The 26,165-nt window shown below is 69.0% G+C and carries 23 protein-coding genes and 1 tRNA gene; 6 read left to right on the top strand and 18 right to left on the bottom strand.

Going from position 1 to position 26,165, the window contains the following annotated elements:
- Window positions 1–89: 89 nt before the first annotated feature.
- The 6 genes from AB0N89_RS26235 to AB0N89_RS26210 form a co-directional block, all read right to left on the bottom strand.
- Window positions 90–1,622 carry a substrate-binding domain-containing protein gene (locus tag AB0N89_RS26235; RefSeq protein ID WP_364209105.1) on the bottom strand — a complete coding sequence of 511 codons (1,533 nt, stop codon included), beginning with the start codon at window positions 1,620–1,622 and terminating at the stop codon, window positions 90–92.
- Between the two features lie 72 nt (window positions 1,623–1,694).
- Window positions 1,695–3,182, bottom strand: coding sequence for an NAD(P)/FAD-dependent oxidoreductase (locus AB0N89_RS26230; RefSeq protein WP_364209102.1), 1,488 nt, complete (start codon window positions 3,180–3,182; stop codon window positions 1,695–1,697).
- Window positions 3,179–3,664 (bottom strand): FAD-dependent oxidoreductase, encoded by a 486-nt coding sequence (locus tag AB0N89_RS26225; protein ID WP_364209099.1) that lies wholly within the window; start codon window positions 3,662–3,664, stop codon window positions 3,179–3,181. The genes AB0N89_RS26230 and AB0N89_RS26225 overlap by 4 nt, the downstream gene beginning before the upstream one ends.
- Window positions 3,661–4,590, bottom strand: a complete 930-nt coding sequence (locus tag AB0N89_RS26220) for a ferritin-like domain-containing protein (RefSeq protein ID WP_364209096.1) — start codon at window positions 4,588–4,590, stop codon at window positions 3,661–3,663. Before AB0N89_RS26220 ends, AB0N89_RS26225 begins: the two co-directional genes overlap by 4 nt.
- Window positions 4,590–5,405: an SDR family NAD(P)-dependent oxidoreductase gene (locus AB0N89_RS26215; RefSeq protein ID WP_364209093.1), complete on the bottom strand. Its 816-nt coding sequence runs from the start codon at window positions 5,403–5,405 to the stop codon at window positions 4,590–4,592. The genes AB0N89_RS26220 and AB0N89_RS26215 overlap by 1 nt, the downstream gene beginning before the upstream one ends.
- Window positions 5,402–6,328 carry an alpha/beta hydrolase gene (locus AB0N89_RS26210; protein ID WP_364209090.1) on the bottom strand — a complete coding sequence of 309 codons (927 nt, stop codon included), beginning with the start codon at window positions 6,326–6,328 and terminating at the stop codon, window positions 5,402–5,404. Before AB0N89_RS26210 ends, AB0N89_RS26215 begins: the two co-directional genes overlap by 4 nt.
- Before the next feature lie 44 nt (window positions 6,329–6,372).
- On the opposite strand from AB0N89_RS26210, the gene AB0N89_RS26205 reads away from it, so the two are divergent.
- Entirely contained in the window at window positions 6,373–6,999 is a 627-nt protein-coding gene (locus tag AB0N89_RS26205; RefSeq protein WP_364209087.1) for a TetR/AcrR family transcriptional regulator, read from the top strand.
- On the opposite strand, the gene AB0N89_RS26200 is transcribed toward AB0N89_RS26205, so the two are convergent.
- Both AB0N89_RS26200 and AB0N89_RS26195 read right to left on the bottom strand, forming a co-directional pair.
- On the bottom strand, window positions 6,989–7,600 hold the full coding sequence (locus tag AB0N89_RS26200; protein ID WP_364209084.1) for a hypothetical protein: 612 nt from the start codon (window positions 7,598–7,600) through the stop codon (window positions 6,989–6,991). The two genes, AB0N89_RS26205 and AB0N89_RS26200, sit on opposite strands and share 11 nt — an antisense overlap.
- A gap of 120 nt (window positions 7,601–7,720) precedes the next feature.
- Window positions 7,721–7,794 (bottom strand) — tRNA-Thr (locus AB0N89_RS26195).
- Between the two features lie 141 nt (window positions 7,795–7,935).
- On the opposite strand from AB0N89_RS26195, the gene AB0N89_RS26190 reads away from it, so the two are divergent.
- Entirely contained in the window at window positions 7,936–9,621 is a 1,686-nt protein-coding gene (locus tag AB0N89_RS26190) for a hypothetical protein (RefSeq protein ID WP_364209081.1), read from the top strand.
- Between the two features lie 329 nt (window positions 9,622–9,950).
- Here AB0N89_RS26190 and AB0N89_RS26185 read toward each other — a convergent pair whose 3' ends face one another.
- The 6 genes from AB0N89_RS26185 to AB0N89_RS26160 all read right to left on the bottom strand — a co-directional run bounded on the left by AB0N89_RS26185 (window position 9,951) and on the right by AB0N89_RS26160 (window position 16,802).
- Window positions 9,951–11,162, bottom strand: a complete 1,212-nt coding sequence (locus tag AB0N89_RS26185; protein ID WP_364209078.1) for a DNA polymerase III subunit delta' — start codon at window positions 11,160–11,162, stop codon at window positions 9,951–9,953.
- Window positions 11,159–13,210 (bottom strand): dTMP kinase, encoded by a 2,052-nt coding sequence (locus AB0N89_RS26180; protein WP_364209075.1) that lies wholly within the window; start codon window positions 13,208–13,210, stop codon window positions 11,159–11,161. Before AB0N89_RS26180 ends, AB0N89_RS26185 begins: the two co-directional genes overlap by 4 nt.
- A gap of 144 nt (window positions 13,211–13,354) precedes the next feature.
- On the bottom strand, window positions 13,355–13,969 hold the full coding sequence (locus AB0N89_RS26175; RefSeq protein ID WP_364209072.1) for a hypothetical protein: 615 nt from the start codon (window positions 13,967–13,969) through the stop codon (window positions 13,355–13,357).
- 13 nt (window positions 13,970–13,982) lie between these two features.
- Window positions 13,983–15,221 (bottom strand): hypothetical protein, encoded by a 1,239-nt coding sequence (locus AB0N89_RS26170; protein ID WP_364209069.1) that lies wholly within the window; start codon window positions 15,219–15,221, stop codon window positions 13,983–13,985.
- Between the two features lie 23 nt (window positions 15,222–15,244).
- Window positions 15,245–16,018 carry an ESX secretion-associated protein EspG gene (locus AB0N89_RS26165; RefSeq protein ID WP_364209066.1) on the bottom strand — a complete coding sequence of 258 codons (774 nt, stop codon included), beginning with the start codon at window positions 16,016–16,018 and terminating at the stop codon, window positions 15,245–15,247.
- Window positions 16,011–16,802, bottom strand: a complete 792-nt coding sequence (locus AB0N89_RS26160) for an ESX secretion-associated protein EspG (protein ID WP_364209063.1) — start codon at window positions 16,800–16,802, stop codon at window positions 16,011–16,013. The genes AB0N89_RS26165 and AB0N89_RS26160 overlap by 8 nt, the downstream gene beginning before the upstream one ends.
- 112 nt (window positions 16,803–16,914) lie before the next feature.
- On the opposite strand from AB0N89_RS26160, the gene AB0N89_RS26155 reads away from it, so the two are divergent.
- The 3 genes from AB0N89_RS26155 to AB0N89_RS26145 are packed head-to-tail and all read left to right on the top strand — an operon-like array spanning window position 16,915 to window position 19,666.
- The gene (locus AB0N89_RS26155; RefSeq protein WP_364209062.1) at window positions 16,915–17,508 is read left to right on the top strand and encodes a TetR family transcriptional regulator; all 594 of its coding nucleotides are present in this window, start codon (window positions 16,915–16,917) and stop codon (window positions 17,506–17,508) included.
- Window positions 17,505–18,140, top strand: coding sequence for a VC0807 family protein (locus AB0N89_RS26150; RefSeq protein ID WP_364209059.1), 636 nt, complete (start codon window positions 17,505–17,507; stop codon window positions 18,138–18,140). Before AB0N89_RS26155 ends, AB0N89_RS26150 begins: the two co-directional genes overlap by 4 nt.
- A gap of 11 nt (window positions 18,141–18,151) precedes the next feature.
- Complete coding sequence (locus AB0N89_RS26145; protein ID WP_364209056.1) at window positions 18,152–19,666, top strand: carboxylesterase family protein; 1,515 nt, start codon at window positions 18,152–18,154, stop codon at window positions 19,664–19,666.
- Between the two features lie 93 nt (window positions 19,667–19,759).
- On the opposite strand, the gene topA is transcribed toward AB0N89_RS26145, so the two are convergent.
- Window positions 19,760–22,672: a type I DNA topoisomerase gene (gene topA / locus AB0N89_RS26140; RefSeq protein ID WP_364209053.1), complete on the bottom strand. Its 2,913-nt coding sequence runs from the start codon at window positions 22,670–22,672 to the stop codon at window positions 19,760–19,762.
- A 268-nt stretch (window positions 22,673–22,940) separates the two neighbouring features.
- Here topA and AB0N89_RS26135 point away from each other — a divergent pair, with 268 nt between their 5' ends.
- On the top strand, window positions 22,941–23,753 hold the full coding sequence (locus AB0N89_RS26135; RefSeq protein WP_364209051.1) for a serine protease: 813 nt from the start codon (window positions 22,941–22,943) through the stop codon (window positions 23,751–23,753).
- 462 nt (window positions 23,754–24,215) lie between these two features.
- Here the strand turns inward: AB0N89_RS26135 and AB0N89_RS26130 are convergent, their stop codons facing one another.
- The 3 genes from AB0N89_RS26130 to AB0N89_RS26120 form a co-directional block, all read right to left on the bottom strand.
- Complete coding sequence (locus AB0N89_RS26130) at window positions 24,216–24,827, bottom strand: hypothetical protein (RefSeq protein WP_364209048.1); 612 nt, start codon at window positions 24,825–24,827, stop codon at window positions 24,216–24,218.
- A 34-nt stretch (window positions 24,828–24,861) separates the two neighbouring features.
- Window positions 24,862–25,446, bottom strand: a complete 585-nt coding sequence (locus AB0N89_RS26125) for a hypothetical protein (RefSeq protein ID WP_364209046.1) — start codon at window positions 25,444–25,446, stop codon at window positions 24,862–24,864.
- A gap of 103 nt (window positions 25,447–25,549) precedes the next feature.
- On the bottom strand, window positions 25,550–26,098 hold the full coding sequence (locus tag AB0N89_RS26120) for a hypothetical protein (protein ID WP_364209045.1): 549 nt from the start codon (window positions 26,096–26,098) through the stop codon (window positions 25,550–25,552).
- Between the last annotated feature and the right edge of the window lie 67 nt (window positions 26,099–26,165).

The following is a 26,165-nucleotide window of genomic DNA, read 5'->3' as shown; positions in this document are numbered from 1 at the left end:
TCTCCTCGTCGACCGCGATCTTGATGCAGCGCAACCACGCGTCGCGTTCGATCGAGAACACGAATCGCCACTCACGACCGGCACGCACCTCACGTACCAGGACGGCAGAGGACCGGATTCACCAGCTCGGCGCACGGCCGGTGCCCGTGGGACCGGACGATGTCCTTGCCGACCTGGTTCGTCACGTACCGCAGGAAACTCGCGACGAGCGAGTCGGCCTTCGGCTCGCCGAAGGTGTACGCGTACTCGGTCTCCCAGAACGGGTACGCCGCGTGGATCGCGCCCTCCAGGGTCGCCTGGTGCCCGTCGATCCGGACCGGCAGCACGTCCTCGCGTTTCGTGGCGGCGCCGAGTTCGCTGTAGCCCAGCCCGCCCGGCACCCGCGAGACGGCGTCGAGGACGTCGTTCGTGGACGGCTTCGCGCAGCGCACCACGCCCGGCTGGGCGCCCGGCGCCTGTTTGAGGCAGTCGTCGGAGTTGTCGCCGGGTTCCCGCTTGCCCGCCAGGATCTGGACCTCGAACGTCCGCCGCGTCCCGGAGTCGGAATGCCGGTCGACGAGCCGGACCGGCAGGTCCTTGCCGCCGATCTCCTTCCAGTTCGCGATCTTGCCGTCGTAGACGTCGCGGATCTGCGCGAGCGAGAGATCCCGCACGCCGGCGTCCTTGTTGATCACGAGCGTGAACAGCGAGAACGCGACCGGCCGCGGCAGTAGTTGCGGGAAGCCCTCGCCCTTGGCGCCGTCGGAGAACGCCAGCACGCCATCGTTCCCGGCCTGGTTCAGGCTGCCGAGCCCCTCCGCGCTCCCCCGGCTGTCGAAGGTGAACGACGCGCCCGGGCACGTCTTCGCGTACGAAGCCGTTGCTTCCTTCAGCACCGGCGCGAACGCCGTCGACCCGGTGATCGTCAGCTTCCCGGCCGCGCAGTCCAGCGGCGGCGGCTTGTCGTCGAAGACCAGTGACCGGGTCAGCTGGAAGATGCTGACCACGACGAGGAAGCAGATGAGCGCGAGCACCGAGGTCGTCGGCCCGGTGCGGCTCTTGGTCTCGCGGAGGCTGCCGCCCTTGATCTCGCCGATGACCTGGGGGTCGTCGAACTCGACCGGGGTGCCGTCGGGGATCCGGTCGAGGACGGCGAGGACCTTGTAGTGCGCGCCGCGGTTCAGCGGCACGCGCGGCAGGTCGATCACCCCGGCCGGACGTTCGGGATTCTCGTCCCGCGCGCCGAAACCGGAGTCGTCGCCGAAACATTCGTGCAGATGCGGCGAACTCAGCTCGGTCACCACCATCCCGGCCACGGTGCGGCCGGGGAACTTCACGCGGATTCCGACGCGATCGTTCTCGTTGACCGCGTAGTCGTCGGTGTCGATGTCGGTGGTGCCGCTGTTTTCGATGCGCAGCAGCACGAACGACGGGTCGACGAGCCGCTCGCCGTTCTCGTGCTGCAACTGCGCCAGCGCGTCGGCCGTCGGCGCGAACCCGCGCCCGGACGCCGTCGGGGTGTCCATCTGCACGCGATAGCCGAGCCGTTTGCGGCCGACCAGCACGAACTCCCACAGGAACGCGATGGCCGGGACGGCGATCCCGACCACCGCGAGCAGGACGTCCCAGGGAAAGCCTTCCAAGACCAGCCTCCAGGTTCGGGGAATCGAACCTAAGGCTCATCCCGGCCCGGGCGGCCGGACTTCAGCCAGTGTTCACCGGCCGTCCGCGAAGGCGTAGTCGTCGAGGTCGAAGAACCGGCTCGTCACCATGGTTTCCAGTGTGGGCGACGCCCGGAACGGCACGTCCCCGTTCGCGTCGAAGTAGTAGCTGTTGGCCAGTGAGCAGCTGTCCTGGAAGAACACCTGGTGCTTGCGCCGGTCCAGCATGCTCCGGAAGTACCGGTCGTTGGCCTCGCCGGTGACCTCCACCCGGGTCGCGCCGGTCTTGCGCGCGTTGCGCAGGCACCGGACGATGTGCGCGGTCTGCGTCTCGATCAGGTTGAAGTACGAAGAACCGTTGTAGCCGTAGGGCCCGAGAATGGTGAACAGGTTCGGGAAACCGGGCACGCTGACGCCCTGATAGGCCTGGAACCGGTTCTCCTCCCAGAACTTCTCCAGATCGACGCCGTCGGCCCCGCGCACAGTGAACGCGGGCATGTTGCCCTTCTCGAACACCTTGAACCCGGTCGCGAGCACCAGGACGTCGACCGGATGCTCGACGCCGCCGGCGGTGCGCACACCCGATTCGGTGATCGTGTCGATTCCCGTGGTCTCCAAAGCGACATTCTCGCGATTGAACGTCTGGAGGTATTCGTTCGAGAAACTCGGCCGCTTGCAGCCCAGCGCGTAACGCGGGGTGAGCTTCTCGCGGGTCTCGGGATCCTTGACCGCGCGGCGTAGATGCGCGAGCCCGATCCGCTCACCCGCGCCCGCGGTCGGCAGGAGATTGTGGAAGTGCGCGGCCAGCGGGAAAGTCAGTTCGACGAGCGCCTGACTGGCCAATCGGGACAGCCTTTTGGCGCCGGGCAGCCGTCGCAACGCCAGCCGTACCGGGTCCGGCAGGGCGACGTCGGGTTTGGGCAGGCACCAGATCGGCGTGCGCTGGAACACCGTCAGCCGTCCGGCCGCCGGCGCGATGGACGGGATCACCTGAACGGCCGAGGCCCCGGTCCCGACGACGGCGACGCGTTTGCCGCGCAGGTCGACGCCGTGGTCCCAGCGCGCGGTGTGCATGACCGTGCCGCGGAAGCCGGCGAGCCCGTCGATGTCCGGCGGCTTCGGCTGGGTGAGCACGCCGGTGGCGCCGACGACGAACCGCGCCGTCATCGACCAGCCGTCGGCGGTTTCGAGGCGCCACAAGTGCGTTTCGTCGTCGAAGGTCGCCGAGACGACCTTGCTGCCGAGGCGGGTGCGGCGGCGGATGTCGTATTTGTCGACGCAGTAATCGGCGTAAGCCTTCAGTTCGCGGCCGGGCGCGTAGACCCGCGACCAGCCGGAGATCTGCTCGAACGAGAACTGGTAGCTGAACGACGGGATGTCGACGGCGACGCCGGGATAGGTGTTCCAGTGCCAGGCGCCGCCGACGCCGTCCCCCTCCTCCAGCATGACGAAGTCGCCGAAACCGGCCTTTTGCAGGAGGATCGCGGCCCCGATGCCGGAGAACCCTCCGCCGATGATCGCGATCTCGTGGTCCGGCGTCATGCGGGAAGTCCTTCCGTGGCGAAAAGCGAACTGGCGCCGAGCACGACGACGTCGGCCTGGTGCTCGATCCCCTCGGCGGTGCGGATTCCGTGGGGCGCGAAGGCGTAGACCGGCCAAGTGATGAGCTTGCAGCCGGGCCGCCGCAGCGCGCCGTAGTAGCCGAGCCCGGACGCGGTCCTCCGCGAGCCGAACCGGCGGTCCGGCGTCAGCAGCCTGCGGATCCAGGGGTCTTTCACCTGCCAGCGCAGGAAAACTCGGGCGACGGCGATGCCGAGGACGTTCGGCCCGGGGACCGGCATCGGCACGACCCAGTCAGGTTCCTCCTGGAACACCTTGACCGACCGCGCGGTGGCCGCCACCTCGGGCACGATCTGCGCCGCCTCGCGGCCGGGCGCGACGACCGCGACCCGCTGCCCGGCGAAGTCGTGCCCGAACCATTCGGTGCCGCGCAGCACCTCGCCCTCGAAGTCGCCCAGCTTCATGACGCGACCGGCTCGTGAGTGATCTCCTCGGTCCACGACTGCGGCTTTCCCAGCAGCCGGGAGGGGATCAGGCGGGTCACCTTCACCATCGGGTCGGCCAGCAGCCGGTGGTAGACGTGCGAGCGGTCGACGATCATCGCCGCCTGCGCCTTGAGCACGTGATACGCGGGGATGCGTTGGGTGAACTCGCCGCGGCCGCCGATGGTCGAGAACCGTTTCACCGCGTTGTACAGCTTCTTCTCCGGCAGGCCCATCGCGACGATGTTGTCCCGCATCTTGTTGATCAGCGGCACGAAGACGACGATCAGGCCGAGCACGATCTGCGGTTTGAGCGACCCGACGGACTCGGTGATCAGCTTGGTGGTGGAGCCGGCGCCGATCAGCTCCAGCACCTCGAAATCCGCCGTGATGTGCCGGGCCTCGTCGGAGTTGATGTGCCGGAACACCTGGTGGCACACCGGATCGGAGACCTCGTCGAGCAGGAACTTCACCAGCGCGCCGTCGAGCGCGCATTCCAGCAGCGGGATGAGCGTGGCCAGCGCCGTCAGCGGCAGTGTGTCGCCGTAGTCGTCGAGGACCTTGATGGCGAGCTTGACGTTGATGTTCGGCTCGGGCATCGAACCGTGCTCGTCGAGCATGCCCCAGCGCTTCATCAGCGCGAGTTCCGCGTTGGCGTGCTTCTGTTCCTCGGCGTGGAAGTACCGGTAGATCTCCTGGATCACCGGCGTCGGCGCCTTCTTCGCGAGCGAGGCGAACCCGCGGGCGCCGACGTGCTCGATCCACACGAGATCGGCCATGAACGGCCGCATCTTGGCGCGGAGTTCGTCGGTCATCGTCTCCGCGCCGGGCGCGTCCCAGTCGATGTCGGCGAGCGACCACTGCTTGTCCTTGATGGTCTGCAGCATCGCGGCGAAGTCGTAAGCCATCACTTCTCCTTTTCGGCGGGCAGGAACCGGCCGAGGAGACCGGCGATCCGCGTGTACGGGACGGGCACGAACCGCTTGGCGTGCCACAGAAGCTGGGCGTCGGGCTGCGGGACGACGTAGAGGCGTCCGCGATCGTGGGCGTCGAGCGTCATCTTGGCGACCTTTTCGGCGGAGAACCCGACCAGATCGGACACCTTCCGCGCGAGGCCGCGTGCCTCGTCGTCGATGAGTTCGCCGTCGAAGATGTTGGTGCGGACGAAGGTCGGGCACAGCACGGTGACCGCGACGCCGGTGCCGGACAGTTCGGCGGCCAGTGTCTCGGAAAGGCTGACGACCCCGGCCTTGCTCACGTTGTACGCGGCCATCCTCGGCGCGGCGGTGAAGCCGGCGGCCGAGGCGACGTTGATGACGCCGCCCGCCTTCGCCGCGCGCAGGGCGGGGACGAACGTGTGGCAGCCGTGGATCACGCCCCAGAGGTTCACACCGAGGGTGCGGTGCCAATCGGACAGCGGGCTCTCCCCGACGGGTTTGCCGCCCGCGCCGATCCCGGCGTTGTTGACGACGAGATCCGGTTCGCGGCCGAGCCACGAGCGCGCCTGGTTCGCGAGTTCCCCGACTTCGTCCACAGTGGACACGTCGCACGCGATGGCGACCGCGTTCTCGAGCGACTTCGCGGTTTCCTCGGCGGCTTCGAGGTCGATGTCGGCACAGACGACACGGCCGCCGCGCCGGACGAGCTCGGCCGCGATCGCCCTCCCGATCCCGCTTCCCGCGCCGGTGACGACGGCGTGCGCTCCGTGTGTCCGTTTCGTCATGCCGCCCTCACGATCGCCGGGAGATTCCCGGTGAGGAAGCGGCAAGCCCGCTCCATCGCCGGTCCCGCTTCGGGGATGAAGCGGGTCAGTGCCTGGAAGACGTGCATCTGGCCGGGGACCACGTCCAGTTCGCAGTCCGCGCCCGCCCGGCGCAGCGCCCTGGCCAGCTCGATGGCGTCCGCGGCCAGCATTTCGAGACCGCCCGCCTGGATGAGCGTCGGCGGGAAACCCTTGATGTCGTCGAAGGCGAACCGCAGCCGCTCGGACGCGAGGTCGGCGTCCACTGTGTACAGACCGACCAGCCGCGCGGCCGCGGCGGCGGAGATCATCGGGTCCGGGCTCATGCGTTCCCTTTGGGCGGCCAGCGAGAACGTCACGTCGAACAGCGGCGAGAACAGCGCGAGCGCGGCAGGCGGTTCTTTTCGTTCCCGGATCAACTGGGCGGCGAGGTCGACCGCGAGATGCCCACCGGCGGAGTCGCCGGCGACGAGGATCCGCCGATAGCCCTGGTCGAGAAGCCTTTCGTAGGCCGCGCGGACGTCGTCTGCGGCGTTCGGGAAGCGATGCCGGGGCGCGAGCCGGTACTCGCAGGCGAAGACCGGCAGCCCGGTGCCGTGGGAGACCCGCGTGGTCAACCCTCGATGCGTGCGTGCCGAGCAGAGCGCGTAACCGCTGCCGTGGACGTAGAGGACGACGGCGTTGCCTTCGGTCACTTCGGGACCGCGGACCCACTCGCCGCGGATGCCGGGCTCGACGCGGCTTCCCTTCAACGGCGGCGAAGCCAGCCACAAACCGCTCGCGATGAACGCGCGGGAGAACGCGATCCCGGCCCGGTTCGCCGGGATCGCGTTGGCGATCGGCCGGACGAAGGCGGACGTCAGCGCGGCGGCCAAACCGGGTCGCAGGCCATTCTGCGGTCGCATGCCCTCAGAATGAATCTGACGGCACCTGCTGTCAAGATGGAGGGGTGACCGCGTCCCGCCGCTACAGCGGCAAGACCGCCGACGAACGCCGTGCCGAACGGCGGCTCGCCCTGCTCGGCGCCGCCCTCGACATCTGGCAGGAACAAGGCTGGGCGGCGGTCACCATGCGAGGCGTCTGCGCGCGGGCGAACCTGACCGACCGGTACTTCTACGAGAGCTTCGCCAACCGCGACGCGCTGCTCGCCACCGCATGGGAACAGGTCCGCGACGAGACCCTGCGGATGGTCCTCGACGCCGTCGCTTCCCGGATCGAGCAACCGGCCTTGGACCAGCTCCGCGCCGCTGTCGACGTCGTCGTGCACCACGTCCAGGAAGAGCCTTCACGGGCGCAGATCCTCTTCGGCGACCACGCGGGCAGCGCCGTCCTGGAGCAGCTGCGGCGGCAGACCGTCCAGGAGACCACCGGCCTGCTGATCGAACTCGCGCGGCCGCATCTGAAGCCGGACGTGGACGAGCTGGAGTTCCGGGTCAACGTCCTGCTGGGGATCGGGGGCTTCGTGGAGATCATGCTCGCGTGGCGCTCGGGCCTGCTCGACGCGGACGCGGACCGGCTCGTCGATCACCTCACGGGAGTGGGCACCTCACTGTCGCGGATGTTCCTCAAGGGGTGAGGGGGATTGAGCGGTCCCGCGGCCAGCCGCCGAGGCCGGGGAACTGACGCAGGTACGTCTCGCATCGAGCAGCGAAGTCACTGCCGCCTTCGGCCAACCGAGTCTGGTCGACGACCTGGTCGGGCTCGGTCAGTCCCGGCCTCACCATGCGGATCTCCTCGTCGAGGTACTCGCCGCGGGCGAGCCGGGCCGCGGCCAGCGCGAGGCCGGTCGCCACGACCACACCCACACAGGTCCGGTCGGGACTGAACACGGCGCACCGGTGCCGGTACTCCCCGAACTGCTCGTGCCGGTGGTCGATCACCATGAGCGAGACCCCGTCGCCGGTGGCGGGCACGTCGATCTCGAAGTGGACGCCGCCGGAAAGGCCGCTCTCGCCCGGCGCGATCGGATCGCCGATCACCGCGGCGGCCAACCCCGCCGCGTCCAGGCGCCGGCCAGGATCGGTTCGCGCACCCTGCCGGTACTGGCGGTCGGCGAAGACTTCGAGGTCGGGCACGTCGGTGACGCCGAGCAGGTCGGACAGGGTCGTACGGGTCTGCTCGATCATCGCGGCCAGCGTGATCGGTTGGCGCAAGGTCGCTTCGAGATCGACGGACATACTGCTGACTGCTCCCCGGATCGGGTGAACTTGACCAACCCGGTGTTCCTGCGGCTCGGTCACGCCCAGAAAAGTTCAGGGCCCCATCCGGAGTGCTCCGAATGGGGCCCTGACCTGCGGAGCCGCCTAGGGGAATCGAACCCCTGACCTATTCATTACGAGTGAATCGCTCTGGCCGACTGAGCTAAGGCGGCAGACACCGGGCTCACACCCGATGACGAAGTCCAGTGTAGCGGAGGGGTTGAACGTCACCTTCTCCGGCCACCGTCGTTAGGGTCCTATGACGCCGGTCTCAGTCCCCCAAGACCGGCCCATCCCCACTGGAGGACCTGTTCATGCGGCAACGACTGCCCCGTGTGCTGGCACTTCCGGCCGCCGCGGCCCTGCTTCTGCTGACCGCGGCTCCGGCGATCGCCCAGGACATCCCGACCACGCCGATTCCCGATCCGGCCAATCCGGGGCAGCCGCCGATGTCGGCGCCGATCGGGCCGCAGCCGCTGGGGAAGGCGGTCGGTGACGCGGGGGCGGCCCTGGGTGTGCTGCGGCTGCTGCCCAACGCGGTGCCGACGAGCGCGATCCTGCCCGGGGCGGACAAGCTGCTGCCGAAGCAGTCCGCGCTGGAAGCCGGGATGGGGCTTTCCAGCGCGCAGGCCAACTCCGAGGCCTACCTGAACTACGAGAAGTCGATCGCGCAGTCTTCGCCGTTCGGCCTGTCCGCCGCGGGCAACGCGCCGCAGACACCGGGCAGCCTCGTCCAGACGGCGTTGCCGGACAACCCGAAGCCGATCAGCGGCGGCCTGAACGCGCCGACGAACCCGCTGTTCAACCTCGGTCTGCTGAACGGCGAGGCGCACGCGCGCTGGAGCCCGACGCTCGGGCCGTGTGTCGGCACCATCGCCGATTCGAGCACGTCGATCGCGAACCTCGCGCTGCTGCCGACCATCCCGAACCTCCCGGACGCCAAGCAGCTGACAGCGGCTAGCGAGCAGCTCCAGGCCGGTCTCAGTGGGCTTCCGGGTCCGCTGGCGAGTCTGGGAGGGCTGCTCTCCGGAACTGGCACCAACGCCGACGGCAAGGGCGCGGTGCTGAGCCTGCCGAACACGCTGTCGTCGCGTTCGGTCGTGCGGCTGGTCGACATCCCCGGGTCCAAGAACAAGGCCGTCGAGTCGACGTCGACCCTGCAGGCGGCCAGCATCGAACTGCTGAAGGGCACGCCGCTCGGCCTGACGATCAAGGTCGCCAGCCAGCCGACGCTGCGGGTCACCTCGACCGGCGACAAGAAGACGTCGAAGGTCGAGTACAGCGCGCCGGTGCTGCAGATCGTCCGCGGCGACAAGGTGCTGTTCACCCTCGACGCGAACAACCCGACCAAGGACATCCCGATCGGCATCCCGCTGCCTTCGCTCAAGCAGGTGCCGGGTTTCGAGCAGCTGAAGAACGTGCCGGTCATCGGCGGGCTCGCCGAGATGCTCGACGGCGCCACCAAGCAGCTCCCGGGCGGTGAGGCAGGGAACGGGCTCACCCTCGACCTCGGGGTGCTGAAGCTGTCGATCGCCGGGCTGAACCAGAAGTCGAGCGACACGACCACGCCGTTCAAGGGCTTCCAGCTCGGCGCTTCGGCGCGGCTGCTGGACCTGCAGATCCTGCCGACCACCGCGCTGCAGAAGGCGCTGCCGCCGGACGTCGCGAAGAAGCTGCCGTCGTCGCTGGCGCAGATCTCGCTCGGCGAGCAGATCGCCCGGGCGCACGCGCCGGCCGGTGGTGTCGAATGCGGCACGGCGACTCCGCCGCCCGCGGGCAACAACGGTGGCGCGGCGCCGAAGGGACCGGTCAAGAACCTGGCCTACACCAACGCCGCCTACGACACGGTGCCGATGTTCTGGTCGGGGACCGCGATGCTGCTGATCGGCGTGGTCCTCGTGGCCGCCATGCCGGGACGGCGCCGGCTCTCGGTGGTCGCAGTTCCTGTCGAGGCGAAGAAGCCCTTCAAGCCTTCTCCGCGTCCGCGCTCGGAGGACTGAGACGGGGCGAGGAGGGTGATGAACGGTCCTTTCACGCCCAGCCCCCGCGTGGGAGGCCCGTTCGTACCCTGATCGCCTGAGGCCCATGGGGACCTTCGCCGCTTCGCGGTGGAGGTCCCCTTTCTTGCCCGCCCCGCCTCGCTGGCCCCCGTGAGGTCCCCGTGGAACCCGAAGTCCCTTCACTTACCCACAGCACTTGTCCACAACCACCCCCACCTGTGGACAACTCCCCCGACCAGCACTTTTCCGCCCCATCCCCCGGTAAACTGGACTCGGGGTCGCCCCCCTGGGACGGGCGGGGGCTGGGGTAGGCGCGTTGAGGGTGTGGATCAGCCTTGGCGCAGGGTGGTGACCATGGCTTCGACGGCGATCCTCGGCTTCACGTTCAGATCGATGGCCTCGCGGCATTCCAGGACGGCTTCCAGCCGCCGCAGGATCGAGTCCGGCGCCCAGGCCGAGGCGGCCTGCGAGATTTCCGAGGCGTGATCGGGGTGGTTCAGCGTCGCGCCCGCCGCGCCGCTCTTGGTCACCAGCACGTCCCGGTAGAACGCGGCCAGGTCCACCAGCGCGAGATCGAGCGTGTCCCGCTGCGTCCGCGTCGCGCGTGACTTCTGGCGCTTCTCGAGCTGCTTCACCGCGGCCTCGGCGGCTCGTTTCGCACCGGCGACGCCCTTCCCGGTGCCGTCGCCGCCCATCGCGGTGCGGAGTTCGGACCGTTCGGCCTCGTCGCGGACCTTGCTCTCCTCGCCCGCGTCGGCCTCCGCCGCGCTGATCAGCTGATCGGCGCAGGTGAACACATCGGACGGACGCCGCAGGCCGAGCGGGATCCGCAACACCGTCGACCGCCGCTGCCTGGCCGCCTCGTCGGTGGCGAGACGACGCGCACGGCCGACGTGTCCACTGGAGACGGACGCGGCCCACCGCGCGCGTTCGGGATCGATACCGTCCCGTTCCACGAGCACCTGCGCGATCGCTTCGGCAGGCGGCGTCCGCAACGTCACCAGACGGCACCGCGAGCGGATCGTCACCGAGACGTCGTCCGGGTGATCGGACGGCGCGCACAGCAGGAACACCGTGCGGTCCGGCGGCTCCTCGACGGCCTTCAGCAGCGCGTTCGACGCGCCTTCGGTCAGCCTGTCGGCGTCCTCGATGATCACCACCTGCCACCGCCCGGTGGTCGGGCGGCGCGCGGCGGCCTGGACCAGCGAACGCATTTCGGCGACGGAGATCGAGAGGCCTTCCGGCGCGACGAGTTTGACGTCGGCGTGCGTACCCGCCATCACGGTGCGACAGCCGGGGCATTCCCCGCAGCCCGTCCCGGTGCTGCACTGCAACGCGGCCGCGAAAACCCTCGCGGCGGTCGAGCGCCCCGACCCGGGCGGGCCGGTGACCAGCCACGCGTGGGTCATCGCGCCGGGCGCCACAGGCTGGTTCTCGATGATCCGCGCGGCCGCGGCCGACGCCGAGGAAAGCGTGCGCGCGGCGGGCTCCTGGCCGACGAGCTGCTTCCAGACACCGATCAGCACAGGGGCTTCCGTCATCTCGCCTCGACCTTTTCCTCCGCCGGGGCGATCCCGGCGAGCCTGCCGACGAGCACCGCGCGGACCGCGGTCCGCACCCGGTCGCCCACTACTTCCTCGGTGCCTTCCGCGTCGACCACCACGTACCGCTCCGGGTCGGCGGCGGCCATCTCCGTCAGCAGGTGCTGCACCCGCCACTGCGCGTCCAGCGACTCCGACTTCCGCATCACCGTGCCGGGATCGGCGTCGAGCAGCACGGTGATGTCGGGCCGCAACCGGCCGGTCGCCCAGTCCGCGAGCCCTTCGAGTTCCTGGCTGTCCAGCCCGGCGACCGCGGACAGATGCGCCAGCGGCGAATCCACGAACCGCTCCATCACCACGACGGAACCGGCGTCGAGCGCGGGCTGGATGTCCCGTTCGACGATGTCCGCCCGCACCGCGGCGGCGGCCAGCGCCTGCGCCCGCGCACCGGACAGCGAAGCGCCCGAGACCAGCTTCGCGAGCCGTTGGTCGTCCAGCGCCGGGTCCGCCGCGAGGACGACCGGACGCGTACCCCCGCGCAGCCATTCGGCCAGCCGCTCGGCCTGCTTCTCGGTGTTGATCGCCCGCGTGCCTTCGAGCGCGATCAGCAGCCCGTTCACGCGGCGCGGGCTGCGGCGCAGGGCGTTGCGCAGGTCGGCGAGGATCGGTTCGGCCCGGCGATCGTCCATCTGCCGGTACGCGAAGATGCCGGCGAGCAGGGCGAGGATCCCGCCGCCGATCATCACCGGCCGCGTGCCGTCGATCGTGATGGTGCCGCCCCACAGCTCGACCTCGGTCGTCTGGACGGCGCTGATCAGCACCGGCACCAGGATCGTCGAGCCGAACAGCACGATCTTCATCAGCGACTGGTAGATCGCGTTGATCCGGCCGCGGATGGAGTCCTCGATCCGCGAGCCGATGATCGTGACACCGGTCAGGAACGCCGTCCCGGCCCAGACACCGACGGCGGAGACCGCGACCAGCGAGACGGCGAGGTGCGGCGACAGCGCGACGACCACGAGACACAGCCCGGCGGCGACGATCGAGAGGCCGAACAGCCGGTCGTGCGCGAGCCGCCGCGCGAGCTTCGGGGCCACGGCCATCCCGGTGGCGAGCCCCAGGAAGACGGCGAGCACCAGCAGGTTGAACGCCGCGTCACCGGCGAGCAGGCTGGACGAGTACGGCTTGGCCGAACCGATCACCGCGCCACCGGCGGCGAAAGCGCCGAAAGCGCCGATCATCAGCCCGCGCACCAGCGGCGTCGTCCGCACGAAGCGGGCGCCGTCGGCGATCATCTGGCGGAAGCCGAACTTCTCCTCGTCGGCCGCCTTGACCTTGGGCTTCTCGACCGCGTGGACGTTGCGCAGCGAGAGCTCGGGGATCCGGGTGGCGATCACGATCGCGCTGGTCAGGTACAGCAGACCGGTGATGACGACGGCGACCTTCGCGATGCCGAGCTGGGCGTCGCCCTGGAAGAAGTGGAACGTCGTGTTGCTGCCGGTGAGCACGGCGTTCGCCCCGGCCGCGGTGATCACCGCGAGGCCGTAGGTCATCACCATGCCGAGCTGGTTGGCCGTCTCGACCTGGTCCGGACGGCGCAGCAGGTTCGGCACCGCCGCGTCCTTCGACGGGATCCACATCATCGAACAGCAGCCGACCAGGAAGTTGCCGACGAACACCCACCACGGCGTGCCGACGAACGCGATCGACAGCAGGAACCCGCAGCGGCCGAGGTCGCAGAGCACCATCACCTTGCGCCGGTCGAACCGGTCGGCGAGCAGCCCGCCGAGCGGGGCGAACAACAGCCCCGGCAGCAGCGAGGTCAGCACGACCCCGACGAACGCGAAGTTCTGCGCGGCGTAGCTGTCGGTCAGTTTGGTGACCAGACCGGTCAGCGTCAGCAGGTTCAGCCAGTCCGCGACGCTGCACAGGTAGGAGACACCCCAGATCCGGCGGAACGGCTTGATCGCCAGTACCCGCCGCACACGGTGCATGGTGGACGCGTCTCGCCCCGCCGCACCCGTGCCCGCTTCGGGCACCGACTGCACGCCCTCGCTGATACGCCCACCCCACTAGTCACGCGGCGCCGGGAGCGACCCGGGTCAACGCCGAGTCCCCCGACCGTATGGCCAGGGTATCCCGATGGGTGAGGTGGGGGCGGACGGCCCCGTCCGGCGCTACCGCCGGACGGGTTACCCGAAGATCCCCGCGATGCTACTGAACAGGCTGGCCAGCAGCTGGATGGCGAGAACCGCGAAGACGATCATGAGGGCGATCGCGATCATCACGCCCGCCGTGTTCGACGACGGTTTGCCGATCCGCGGCATCTGCATCGATCGCTTGGCACGCCGCACTTCGGCCTCGGCCTCTTCGTCGACCTCGACCGGCTCTTCCTGCTTCAGCCGTCGGGGCTGACGGATCAGCTGGGACGGCCTCGACGGCCAGGTGCGCTGCTGCGGCAGGATCCCGATCGGCGCAGCGCCTTGCTCACCCACCGTGCTGACGATCTTGTTCGGCGGCTGGTCCGCGGTCTGCTCGGGACCCGGGCTCTCAGCGGGCTGATCGTCGGCGAGCATGGCCGCGTTGACCATCTTGCTCACCACTTCGGGGTCGTGCTGGACCGGTCCCGGCACCTGCACGTGGACCTCGTCGGCACCCGCCGACGGGTTCCCTGGCGCCGTCGTGCCCGTCGTGACCAGCCCGGACAGGGGATCGGCGAACCTGTCGCCCGGAGGATCTGCCTGAGTGCCGTCGCCTTTCACGAAGTCGGGGGCATCGAAGAAGGGGGTTCCGCCCTTCCCGCTCATGGTGACCACCTCACTACGGAATGTCTTCTGCTTCAAGGGTAACCACCTCGGCCCGGCGCACATCCGCCCAATGGGCCAGATAAATGTCACGCGCCGCGAGGCTGATCTTCACGTCTTCGAGCAAGGGTTCGAAGAAGGAACGCCGGTAACGGGCATCCGTCGCCGTCGACGCGGCGAAGTACAAACCGGAGAAAACGGCAAGGAAAAGGGAGACATTGACGAGTGCGGAACTCACCGGAAGAGGGACACCCAGCAGTGTTCCGGGCGCCGATTGCCTGCCGGCGAATTCCGTCACGACCTCCGGCCGGAGAATCAGCACCCCGAACACGATGAAGAAGGCGAACACCAGCACGCCGAACGCCACGATCTGCACCGCCTGGGCGAAGAACAGCACCAAGGCGATGTTCAGCCGCTCCGTCTTCGCCAGCGCGCGCCGGGCCCGTGCCGGCTCGGCGTCGTCGAAGGGCGTGTCGTCGTCGAACGGCGTGCCGCGCAGGACGGCCGCCCCCGGCTCCACGGTCCAGGACTTCAGCTCCTTCATCTCGTCGGACAGCATCGACGCCAGGAACACCGCGCCGATCAGCACGAGGAACCCGACCACCAGCCACAACCGTCCCGGGTCCAGCCCTTCGACGGCCTGCCACAGCTCCGCGGTGAAGAAGCTGAACATCACCACCAGCAGAAGCAGCGGCAACGCCCGCGACGCCAGCGTGCCGATGGCCCTGACCTGCGCGACCGCGCTGCGCGCCGCCCAGGTCAGGATCGAGCCGACGCCGATCCGCACCAGCAGCATCAGCACGGCCAGCGCGACGAGGTTGGTGAGCACGGCGGCCCACAACGGGTTGTCCCACGACACCAGCCCGGTGAGCCGCTCGCCGAGCGGCAGCACCAGCACCCAGAACCCGATCGTCGCCGCCATGACGGCCAGCCGGACCCGGGTGCGGCTCAACGCCCTGAGCAGCTTCACCATCAGGCGTCCGGCGATCACCGGGACCACGGCCACGGCGAACGTCAACGCGAGCACCCCGAGGACGTACGCGAGCCCGCTTTCGCGCATCCGGGCGTCGAGCACGTCCTGCGGGACGTCGAGCAGCTTCAGCAGGCCGGCCAGCAGCAGGTCGAGCAGGCACAGGAACACCAGGCCGGGCGTGGAGCGGCGCAACATGCCCGCTCCACGCCTCCTCCGGTGGATGACCATCGGCAACCCGCGCCGCCGGAACCACGCGTCGGCCGCCCGCCGATCCAGATCCATTCCCGCCCCCTCGTCGAAAGCGGCTACGTGCGGCTCATGTCCACCGCCTCGTGCAGCCAGCCCGCCAGTGCCCGGCGGTCCATTCCACCGAACATCAGCCACCCTTCGGAAGGGGCCGCGTACACCACGAACCTCCCCGAATCGTTGTCGACTATCACGAATCCGTAGTCCGGGTACTCGGCGTTCAACCCGCCGAAGGCGACCAGGTCGAGGATCGCCGTCCCGGTCCGGGGACGGTCGAGCACGTCCCCGACCAGGCCGACCTCTTCGTCCTGCCCAGGCAACGGCACGCCGTGCGCGTCGATCCTGATGCGCATCGGCTCCGTCTCCCCGGCGGGGACGTGCGGGAGCCCGCCGAAGACACGGGCTCCCAGCTCCTCGAAGTCGCTCAGGCTGAACGTGGTCCGCCGCCCCGACCGCATCCGCCAGACGACGGCCTGCTGCCCGTCGCCGTAGCAATCGACGCGCACCGAGCGGGGCGCGGACGCGAAGACGCCGGTGAGGACGCCTCGCACCGAACCCCTCAGCATCACGCCGTGCATCCGGACCGCGGCGGGATGGATCTCGCCGTTCTCCATCAGCCCGGCCTCTTCGAGCATCGCCGCCTTGGCCGCGTACCGCTCGGCCTGGGTGACGAGGTCCGCCGGCCCGTCATAGGACGGGCACAGCCGTCGGATCTCGTCGTCGGTGATCTCCGGGTCGTAGCCCAGGTAGACGCTCCGGCGCTCGGGCACCGCGCGCAGCACCGGCTCGGCGGCGCGCCTCATCAGTTCCCTCACCGTGGTCGGTTCACGCATGGTTCTGCACCGCCTTCACGATCCATTGCTCGGCCATCGACCGGCTGGCCGGGCCCCAGGTGAGCGTCCAGCGCCCGTCGCCGTTCATCGCCGCGCTGAACTGGTATCGGCCGAGGTCGTTGTCCACCAGGCCGAAAGCGCCGTGCGGGTACTCGGCGAGGATGGAGTTCCGCACCGCGAGATCGACGAGGACCGTGCCGTGACGCGGCCGCGAAGCACCCTCACGGATCACTTCGACGGCTTCCCTGGCCTTCAGCGGGATCAACCCGTCCGCGTCCGTCTCGATGCGCACCGTCTCGCCCGGCCCCGTCGGGTGGTCGGGCAGCCCGTCGAACACCCAGCCCGGCAGCGCGCTGAGGAAACCGGACCGCAGCCGCGCTCGTTTGCCGAGCTTGTTCAGCACCGTGGTGTAGTCCTCGTCGCCGAAGAACCGGACTTCCCACGGCTCCTCGCGCGACGGGAAGACCCCGGTCACCACACCGCGGATGAACCCGCCGCGCAGCGCGCGATACAGCCCGACGGCCTCGGGCGTGACCTCGCCGCCGGGGGCCAGCCCGATGGTCGCCATCCCGCTCACGAACCGGGTGTACTGCTCCACCTCCTCGGCCAGGGTGAGCCCTGGAGTCGGCTCCTCGTCGGCCAGCACCGGCGGCACGGCGAGCTCCGGGTCGTAGAACTCCATCACCGAGGGACGCTCCGGAACCTCGGCGGCCAGCGGGGCGATGACCTCGTCGATGACGTCGAAGACAGCGGTCGTTGAAATGCTCACCCGACCATTGAACACCCTGGTACCGACAATTTTTAGAACTTTTGTTCGAATGGGTGAGACGGGTCTGCGAGCGGTCGGCGAGCGGTCGGCGGTCGACAGATTTGCTCGGCTGAGCTATTTTTTGCTCATGCAAGCAAAAGCGAGGTCGTTCACCGAGAGCGCGCGGCGCGCACAGATCGTGGCCGCGGCCATCGAGACGATCGCGAGCCTCGGATACGCCCGCGCGTCGTTCGCTCAGATCGCGAAGGAGGCGAAGCTGTCGAGCACCGGGCTGATCTCGTACCACTTCGCGAACAAGGAGGAACTGGTCCGCACGGTCCTCGAAGACGTCTTCGGCGAGATCGGCGCGTTCATGGCGGAGCGGATGAGCGAGCCGTCGTCCGCGAGCGCGGCGCTGCGGACCTACATCGAGACGAACCTCGAATTCGCCGCCGCGCAACCGACCCGGATGCGGGCCCTGCTGAACATCTTCCTGGGCGGCGCGCTCGACTTCGACGCGTCGACCGAACAGGCGGCGCTCGAACCGGTGGAACGCATCCTGCGCTGGGGCCAGGAAAGCGGTGAGTTCCGCGAGTTCGACGTCCGGGTGATGGCGACGACCGTCCGCCGCTCGGTCGAGGGGCCGGTGTTCCTGCTCGCCGGCGAACCGACGATGGACCTGACCTCCTACGCCGAGGAACTGGTGACGCTCTTCGCTCTCGCGACCCGGCGATCGACATGACTCCCGCGATCCGCCAGTGGGGCGTGGTGCTCCTCGAAATCGTGGTGCCGCTCGCGGGCTACTACGTGCTGCGGGGTTTCGGCGTCGGAGCGCTGCCCGCGCTCGCTCTCGGCGCGCTGCCGACCGTGGCCTTCGTGCTGTACCGGGCGATCCGGCGGCGTTCGATCGACACCCTCGCGATCTTCGTGCCGGCGATCTTCGCGGTGAGCGTCGGCGTCTCGTTCGTGACCGGCAGCCCCCGGTTCATGCTGGCGAAGGCCGGCTGGGTCACCGGGGTGATCGGCGCCGGCTTCCTGATTTCGCTGCTGTTCACCAGGCCGCTCGCGTTCGGCATGGGTCGTTCCATGGTCGCGAAGAGCCGGTTCGCGGACACCCTGCGCGTCACCGAATGGAACGACCTCTGGCCGCGGCACGCGTGGTTCCGGCGTGCTTGGCGGGTCGCGACCGTCCTGTGGGGCGTCGCCCTGCTCGCGGACGCCGCCGGACGGGTCCTGATGGCGTACGCCCTCCCTGTCGACGCCGTTCCCGCTCTCGGCACCGCGCTGTACGTCGTCACCTTCGTCGCCGTGCAGGTCCTGCAACACCTCTATTTCCGCCGTGTCGGCCTGTGGCGCCGTCTCGCGGACTCCTGAAAGGACATCTCATGCATCTCTTGCTCGCACTCGTCACCGGCCTTCTCACGATCGTCGCGCCCGCGGATCCGCTGGTCGTGCGCACCGACGCGGGCGCTGTCCGCGGCGCCGAATCCGGACAGGCGCGGACGTTCAGCGGCATCAGGTACGCCGCGCCGCCCGTCGGCGAGTATCGCTGGAAGCCGCCGAGGCCACCGCAACCGTGGAAGGGCGTCGCCGACGCGACGAAACCGGGGAACGTCTGTCCCCAGGCCACCGGCGGCGACGAAGACTGTCTCTTCCTCAACGTCACCGCGCCCCGCGACGCGGGGAACCGCCGCCTGCCGGTGATGGTCTGGCTGCACGGCGGCGGGTACACCATGGACGCGGGCAGCCACTACGGCGCGCAACGCCTGGCGGATCAAGGCGACGTCGTCGTGGTGACGGCGAACTACCGCCTCGGCGTCTTCGGCTACTTCGGGTTGCCGGGGCTCGCCGGATCCGGCGATTTCGGCCTGGCGGACCAGATCTCCGCGCTGCGCTGGACCCAGCGCAACATCGCGTCGTTCGGCGGGGACCCGCGGAACGTGACCGTGGCCGGGCAGTCCGCGGGCGGGATGAGCACCTGCGCGCTGCTCACGTCACCCGCGTCGACCGGGCTGTTCACCAAGGCCGCGATCATGTCCGGCTCGTGCCTGCTGGACTGGCCGTACGGCGGTCTGGTCCCGAATCAGCCCGCGCAGACGCCGTACTCCCCGCTGGCCAAGACCGAGGCGGACGGCGTCGCGGCGGCCGCGAGCCACGGGTGCGCGGGCCCGGACGCGGTCGGCTGCCTCCGCCGTCTCCCCGCCGCCGATCTGCTGAAGCACACGCAGACGTTCTCCAACCATCTGACCTACGGCACCCCGCTGCTGCCCCTCGACCCCGCGAAAGCCTTGCGGCTGGGCGCTTTCCCTCGGGTGCCGGTGATCTCGGGCGGTACGCACGACGAGATGCGGTCGTTCATCGCGGGTGTCGCCTTGTACAAGCCGATCACCGAAGAGCGCTACCAGGAGTTCCTGCGCGCGTCCTTCGGCGAGCACGCGGACGAGGTGGGCGCGGAATATCCGTCGCGGGACTACGAATCGCCCGCGATGGCGTGGGCGACCGTCACCACCGACCGCTCCTGGGCTTGCCCGACGTCCGAGGGGAACAGGCTGCTGTCGAGGCGAACTCCCGTGTACGCCTACGAGTTCGACGACAAGAACGCGCCCAACGTCAACCAGATCGAGGTGCCGGGCCTGCCGCACGGCGCGGCGCACGCGCTCGACCTGGCCTACCTCTTCGAGCTCCACGGGCAGGAACTGCCGCTGCTCCCGGAGCAGAAACGCTTGTCGGAGCAGATGATCGCGTACTGGACCACCTTCATGCGCACGGGTGATCCGAACGCCGCCGGTTCGCCGCGGTGGCAGCCGGGCGACGTGCTGTCGCTCGCCCCGGACGCTGTCCGGCCGGTCGATCACGACGGCGATCACCGGTGCGGGTTCTGGGCGGGCCTGGGTTCCTGACCGGGGCTGCGACCTCCCCCGGATGTCATGAAAGGGTCGTTCAGGACGTTTTTCGTCCTGAACGACCCTTTCATGACACTTGCGGTCCGGGAGCTACTTCGTCTTCGTGGCCGTCGAGCGCGAAGCAGGCTTCTTCGCCGCGGTCGTCTTCGCGGCCGTTGTCTTCGACGCGGCGGTCTTGGTCGCGGCGGTCTTCTTGGCCGCGGTCGTCTTGGTGGCCGTCGTCTTCGACGCCGCTGTCTTCCGCGCCGGAGCCTTGCGCTTGGGCGCGGGGCCCTTCGCGCGCTTCTCCGCCAAGAGCTCGGCGCCGCGCTCGGCGGTCAGCTCCTCGATGCTGTCCGACTTCCGCAGGGTCGCGTTGTACTCGCCGTCGGTCACGTACGGACCGAAGCGCCCGTCCTTGACCACCATCGGCTTGCCGGACACCGGGTCGTCGCCCAGTTCCTTGAGCGGCGGCTTCGCGGTCGCCGAACGGCCACGCTGCTTCGGCTCCGAGTAGATCTTCAGCGCCTCTTCGAGCGTGATCGAGAACAGCTGGTCCTCGGTCGTGAGCGAACGCGAGTCCGTGCCCTTCTTCAGGTACGGCCCGTAGCGCCCGTTCTGCGCGGTGATCTCGTCACCGGATTCCGGGTCCTTGCCGACCACGCGCGGCAGCGAAAGCAGCTTCAGCGCGTCTTCGAGGTTCATCGTCTCGATCGACATGGACTTGAACAGCGAACCCGTACGCGGCTTCGGCTGCTTCGCCTTGGCGGCCTTCTTCTGCGCGGCGGTCGCGCCCTCGGGCAGCGGCTCCGGCTCGGGCAGCAGCTCGGTGACGTACGGGCCGAAGCGGCCCTCCTTCGCCACGATCTCGTGCCCGCTGACCGGGTCCTTGCCGAGCACGCGGCCTTCCTGCGGCGTCGCGAACAGCTTCTCCGCGATGGCCGGGGTCAGCTCGTCCGGCGGCAGATCCTCGGGCAGGTTCGCCCGCTGCGACGTCCCGTCGACCTCACGCTCGAGGTACGGGCCGTAGCGGCCGACGCGCACGACGACCGTGTGGCCGTCGGCGTCGCTGAACAGCGGGATCGAGTTGATCTCGCGGGCGTCGATGTCCTCGACACCCGAACCGACCAGCTTCTTCAGCCCGCCGAGGCGGCCGACGGAACCGTCGACGCCCATGTCGCCACCGAAGTAGAACTTCGACAGCCACTGCGTCCGGTGCTCGTCACCGGCGGCGATGCGGTCGAGCTCGTCCTCCATGCCGGCGGTGAAGTCGTAGTCGACCAGCCGCTCGAAGTGCCGTTCCATCAGCCCGATCACGGCGAACGCGACCCAGGAGGGCACCAGCGCGGAACCCTTCTTCCACACGTAGCCGCGGTCCTGGATGGTCTTGATGATCGACGCGTACGTCGACGGGCGGCCGATGCCCAGCTCTTCGAGCTTGCTGACCAGGCTCGGCTCCGAGTAGCGCGCCGGCGGCGATGTGGTGTGCCCGTCCGGGCTCAGCTCGGTCGCGGTCAGCGCCTGGTCCTTGACCAGCTGCGGGAGACGGCTCTGCTTGTCGTCCGCTTCGCCGCCGCTCTCGGTGTCGACGGCCTCGACGTACGCCTTGAGGAACCCGGCGAAGGTGATCGTGCGGCCCGACGAGGCGAAGGTGACCTCTTCGCCGCTGGTGGCGGTGCCGACGATGCGCACCGACATCGTGGTGCCCTTCGCGTCCGCCATCTGCGACGCGATCGTGCGCTGCCAGATCATCTCGTAAAGGCGGTACTCGTCGGTGTCCAGATCCTTCGCGACCTGGCCCGGCGTGCGGAAGACCTCGCCCGAGGGACGGATCGCCTCGTGGGCTTCCTGCGCGTTCTTCACCTTGCGGGTGTACTGGCGCGGCGACGGCGAGACGTACTCCTTGCCGTACAGCTGCGTGGCCTGGCTGCGCGCCGCCGTGATCGCCGACTCCGACAGCGTCGTGGAGTCGGTACGCATATAAGTGATGTAACCGTTCTCGTACAGCTTCTGCGCGATCCGCATGGTGCGCTCGGAGGTGAACCGCAGCTTGCGGCCCGCCTCCTGCTGCAGGGTCGAGGTCATGAAGGGCGCGTACGGCTTGCGCGTGTACGGCTTCTCTTCGACGCTCGCGACCTTGAAGTCACGGTTCTTCAGCGCCTCGGCCAGGCGGACCGCGTCGGCCTCGGCAAGCACGCGGATCTCGTTGTTCGAAGCCTTGAGCTGCCCGTCCGAACCGAAGTCCCGGCCGGTGGCCAGGCGCGCGCCGTCGACGGCGATCATCCTGGCCGGGAAGCTGCGCGGCGAGGCCTCGGCCCCCGCGTCCATCGTCGCCGAGATGTCCCAGTACGACGCCGAGGTGAAGCGCATGCGCTCGCGCTCCCGCTCGACCACGATCCGGGTCGCCACGGACTGCACGCGGCCCGCCGAGAGCTTCGGCATGACCTTCTTCCACAGCACGGGCGAGACCTCGTAGCCATAGAGCCGGTCCAGGATGCGGCGGGTCTCCTGCGCGTCGACCAGGTCGCCGTCGAGCTCGCGGGTGCTGTCGGCCGCGGCGCGGATCGCCTGCTCGGTGACCTCGTGGAAGACCATCCGGCGTACCGGGACCTTCGGCTTGAGGGTCTCCAGCAGATGCCACGCGATGGCCTCGCCCTCGCGGTCGGGGTCCGTGGCGAGGTAGAGCTCGTCGACGTCCTTCAGGAGCCCCTTCAGCTCGGTGACCTTGGATTTCTTGTCCGGTGTGACGACGTAAAGCGCCTTGAAGTCGTTGTCGACGTCGACACCCAGCCGCGCCCAAGACTCACCCTTGTACTGGGCGGGGACGTCCGCCGCGCCGCGGGGAAGGTCGCGGATGTGTCCGACGGAGGACTCCACGACGTAGTTTCCGCCGAGGTACGGGGCGATCTTGCGGGCCTTGGTCGGCGACTCGACGATCACCAGCCGACGACGGCCGGCGCCGTCGTCCGACGCCGCGGTCTTCTTCGTCCGTGCTCCTGCCACGCTGTCCTGCTCTCCGCTCATCTTCGGCGCTCTCGCGCCGCCTCTCGACCCGTCAGTGTGCACGCTCGTACCGCTCGGACCCCGGCTAGGTGGCGCAACACGCCGCCGATCGTGTGTCCAGCGCATCGCCGCTGACCTCGTCGATGTTTCCTTTCAACACCTAGCACGTGATGTCGGACACGTCCGCCTGGGGTACCGCGTGACGGGGTGAACACCCTCCGTTCGACGGTGGTGGGTCCCTTCCGCCAACGCTTCACTTGGTATCCACGCCGACCCGAAAGGACTCCACGTGACTCGACGACTCCTCGGCACACTGTTCGCCATGCTGACCGCATCCGCCCTGGTCGGAGCCGCCCCGGCGGAGGCGGCGACGACCACCTTCGCCGGCACCGTGGCGTTGTCGAACTGCTCCGGGTCGGTGGTCAAGCCGCCCGAGGCGAGCCTCGACGACCCGGCCCTCGTCCTCTCCAACGGGCATTGCCTGCAAGAAGGTTTCCCGGACCCGGGAGAAGTACTCGTCGATCAGCCTTCGTCACGGACCTTCACCCTGCTGTCCAAGGACGGCCGTTCGTCGCTGGGCACGCTCAAGGCGAAGAAGCTGCTTTACGCGACGATGACCGACACCGACGTCTCGCTCTACCAGCTCAACACCAGCTACTCGAAGATCCAGTCGACCTACGGGATCGCCCCGCTGACGCTCTCGCCGACCCGTCCGTCGGCGGGCGTCGCGATGGACGTGGTGTCCGGCTACTGGAAGAAGATCTACTCCTGCAACGTCGACGGCTTCGTCCACGAGCTGCACGAGGCGAACTGGGTCTGGAAGGACTCGATCCGGTACACCCCGGCGTGCAAGACGATCGGCGGGACCTCGGGGTCGCCGATCGTCGAGACCTCGACCGGGAAGGTCATCGGCGTCAACAACACCGGCAACGAGAGCGGCCAGCGCTGCACGATGAACAACCCGTGCGAGGTGGACGCCGCCGGGAAGGTGACCGTGCGGAAGGGCATCAACTACGGGGAACAGACCTATCAGCTGACCTCCTGCCTTTCCCACAGTGAACTGAACCTGTCGAACCCGGACTGCAAGGCGCCCAAGCCCTGACCCGCGTGGGTCGTGAGAGGCGTTTCGAGCCGGCATTCGCCTATCTGCCGGGCTTGGGCTCGTTTGAGGAGTTCGGCCGCTGAACGTCCGGATTCTTCCCCGCTCGGCTGTCGGCGGAGAGGCCTTGCCACTCACGAGGCCGGGAGGTGGCGCCGGGCGTGTCCTGAAGGGTCCTTTGGGGCGTTCAACGTCCTGAAGGGCCCCTTTGGGACAAGGCCCGGCGACGCTTGAAGAGGCGAGGGTAATTATTGAGGGGTAAGGCAAATGTGGCGTGGTGCTTCGCTCGCCTACCTGCCGATCGCGACACCTCCACACCTTCGCCGCCCCGAGGCCCGCAAGACCCGAGCACCAGTCCGTGAAGGCCTCCTTGAGGGACCCAGGGTCCCTCAAGGAGGCCTTCACGGACTTGGCACCCGACAGGACCTTGCCTCTCAAGAGAACCCGAAACGCCACTCACGAGGCTCAGACGGCGCGCACCACCGGCACCAGGCTGGGCCAGGCGGGCTCGGCTCCCGCGGGCGCGTCCCCGATCAGCTCCAAGACGTGCGCGAGCCGCCGCCGTCCGGTGACCCGGAGCAGCGCGTCCTCACCTTTCTGCGCCTTCGCCGGCACGCCCAGCTGGGCCAGCGCCGTGATCAGCCGCTCATGCGTTTCCGGCGCCTCCGGATCGAGCGCGAGCAGGTAGCCGTTGCCCTGCGGACTGCCCGCCGCCAGCGCCCACATCCTCAGCATCGCCCCGTCGAGCCGGAACCCGTCCGGCAGGACCTTCTCCTCACCATGGGTCCAGCGCTGCTCCAGCGGCAGCAGATCGACCCGGAACGGCGTCCTCACGAGCGGCCGCCCGCATTCGGCGGCCGAGACCTGCGCCTGGACACCGCGCCGACGACATTCCCTGGCGAGGGCACCCGCCCGCCAAGGCTCGTCGACCAGGGCGGACAGCCGTGCCGCCGTCCGCCCGAAGCCCGTCATCCGCCCGGGCCCGCACAGCACTCCGGCGAGATCGGCGAGCCCCGGCCCGCTCGCCTCCGCCGAGAAGAGCGAGATCGTCCCGTCCACCCGGACAGAATAGAACACAAGTTCGAGTCGTGGCCAGTGATAGCCCGGTGACTCAGCGCGGTTGTTTGACCAAATCCTGGCAGGCCGGGATCCGGCTGCTCGCCGAAGCGAGCTGAGGCACGTCGTTAAGGCCCCTGAGAAGGTCGAGGCGGTCGAGTTCGTCGAGGGAGGTCCTCGCGTCTCGAAGCGCCGTTTTCGTCGTCTCGGCGTCGGCTGAGGAGTCGAGGCGGCGGCGGACGTCGTCGGTGCGGGTGCGGATGCCGTCGAGCTGGGCGACGGCGGACGTCCGGGAGGTGTCCCCGCCGGCGACCGGGGCCGGGCCGAGGTTCGTGAGGGCGGAGGACGTGCGCTTCAGGCCTTCGGAGAGCGAAGCCATCAGGTCACCAGAGGTCCGTGAAGCCTGCTGCGGAGTGCTCGGGTCGACGCTGGGCAACGTCGCCAGCGTCCGGACGAGGCCGCCCGCCGCGTCGCAGTACCCCTCGGTCCAGGCGGAGGTGGGGTCGGCCTCCGACGCGCTGACCGTCGCGAGACCTTCTTGTCTGGCGTGGGAAGTCACCGCGGGCTGCTGCCCGCACCCGGCGAGGCCGAGCCCGATACCTGTTGCTAGCGCGGCAAGGACGGTGAACCGCGGCCGCACGAAAACACCTCCCGATCTCCACGACTTCCCAGCTGGTCCCCGACGGTACCGATACCGGGGGGCAATGCAAATCGCCGGGCGATCACCGTGGCGAAAAGAATGGTCAGGAGGGCAGCTTCTTGCAGTTCGGGGCCTGTTCGGCGAGGGCCTTCAGCGAAGCGTTCGTTTCCAGCTGCTGGAACGGGTCGGGCATGTCGTTGATGTCGGACCCGATCTGCCGGAAAGCGACCGCCGCTTCGGCCGCGGCCGTCTTGTCGTCCTTCGGCGCTGAGTCCAGTTTCGCCTTCGCGGCGACGACCTGGTCCCGGATCGGCGTCAGCGCGTCGACGATGCTTTTGCGCGCGTTCTCGGCATCGGCGTTCGGCGCCTGACCGAGCCCTTTCAGGCCGTTGACGGCGTTGTCGAAACCGGGCGCGAACACCCCGAAGGCCTCGTCCATCGCCTTCCGCGCACTGGCGACGTCACCCTGCTCGACGTCGGGCATCTTGAAGTCGCCGATCTTGGCGAAGTCGATCATCGATCCGCAGAAGCCGTCCATCCAGGAACCACCGGCCGCGGGGGCGGAAGAAGGCGGGGCGACGGCAGCCGGCTCGGCGCCAGTGCAACCCGCCAGCAGGAACGCGGCGGCGAACAGGAGGAACGAACGCCTCATGGCGGGACTCCCGGGATCAGGATCGGTGTGACGCGCAGAGATTAACCTGCCCGGACACGGCGCCGGG

The organism is Amycolatopsis sp. NPDC089917, assembly GCF_040684635.1.
GTDB lineage: Bacteria > Actinomycetota > Actinomycetes > Mycobacteriales > Pseudonocardiaceae > Amycolatopsis.
Note: the sequence above shows the minus strand (reverse complement) of the source record. Positions and strands in the feature narration are given on the sequence as shown.

What these genes read in the sequence shown, in the direction of transcription:
- AB0N89_RS26220 (WP_364209096.1), bottom strand. Translation starts at nt 4,590, where the DNA reads ATGGCTTACGACTTCGCCGCGATGCTGCAGACCATCAAGGACAAGCAG.
- AB0N89_RS26185 (WP_364209078.1), bottom strand. Translation starts at nt 11,162, where the DNA reads ATGACGGAAGCCCCTGTGCTGATCGGTGTCTGGAAGCAGCTCGTCGGC.
- AB0N89_RS26175 (WP_364209072.1), bottom strand. Translation starts at nt 13,969, where the DNA reads ATGAGCGGGAAGGGCGGAACCCCCTTCTTCGATGCCCCCGACTTCGTG.
- AB0N89_RS26145 (WP_364209056.1), top strand. Translation starts at nt 18,152, where the DNA reads ATGCATCTCTTGCTCGCACTCGTCACCGGCCTTCTCACGATCGTCGCG.
- AB0N89_RS26120 (WP_364209045.1), bottom strand. Translation starts at nt 26,098, where the DNA reads ATGAGGCGTTCGTTCCTCCTGTTCGCCGCCGCGTTCCTGCTGGCGGGT.
- AB0N89_RS26225 (WP_364209099.1), bottom strand. Translation starts at nt 3,664, where the DNA reads ATGAAGCTGGGCGACTTCGAGGGCGAGGTGCTGCGCGGCACCGAATGG.
- AB0N89_RS26215 (WP_364209093.1), bottom strand. Translation starts at nt 5,405, where the DNA reads ATGACGAAACGGACACACGGAGCGCACGCCGTCGTCACCGGCGCGGGA.
- AB0N89_RS26210 (WP_364209090.1), bottom strand. Translation starts at nt 6,328, where the DNA reads ATGCGACCGCAGAATGGCCTGCGACCCGGTTTGGCCGCCGCGCTGACG.
- AB0N89_RS26155 (WP_364209062.1), top strand. Translation starts at nt 16,915, where the DNA reads ATGCAAGCAAAAGCGAGGTCGTTCACCGAGAGCGCGCGGCGCGCACAG.
- AB0N89_RS26150 (WP_364209059.1), top strand. Translation starts at nt 17,505, where the DNA reads ATGACTCCCGCGATCCGCCAGTGGGGCGTGGTGCTCCTCGAAATCGTG.
- topA (WP_364209053.1), bottom strand. Translation starts at nt 22,672, where the DNA reads ATGAGCGGAGAGCAGGACAGCGTGGCAGGAGCACGGACGAAGAAGACC.
- AB0N89_RS26200 (WP_364209084.1), bottom strand. Translation starts at nt 7,600, where the DNA reads ATGTCCGTCGATCTCGAAGCGACCTTGCGCCAACCGATCACGCTGGCC.
- AB0N89_RS26190 (WP_364209081.1), top strand. Translation starts at nt 7,936, where the DNA reads ATGCGGCAACGACTGCCCCGTGTGCTGGCACTTCCGGCCGCCGCGGCC.
- AB0N89_RS26165 (WP_364209066.1), bottom strand. Translation starts at nt 16,018, where the DNA reads ATGCGTGAACCGACCACGGTGAGGGAACTGATGAGGCGCGCCGCCGAG.
- AB0N89_RS26170 (WP_364209069.1), bottom strand. Translation starts at nt 15,221, where the DNA reads ATGGATCTGGATCGGCGGGCGGCCGACGCGTGGTTCCGGCGGCGCGGG.
- AB0N89_RS26230 (WP_364209102.1), bottom strand. Translation starts at nt 3,182, where the DNA reads ATGACGCCGGACCACGAGATCGCGATCATCGGCGGAGGGTTCTCCGGC.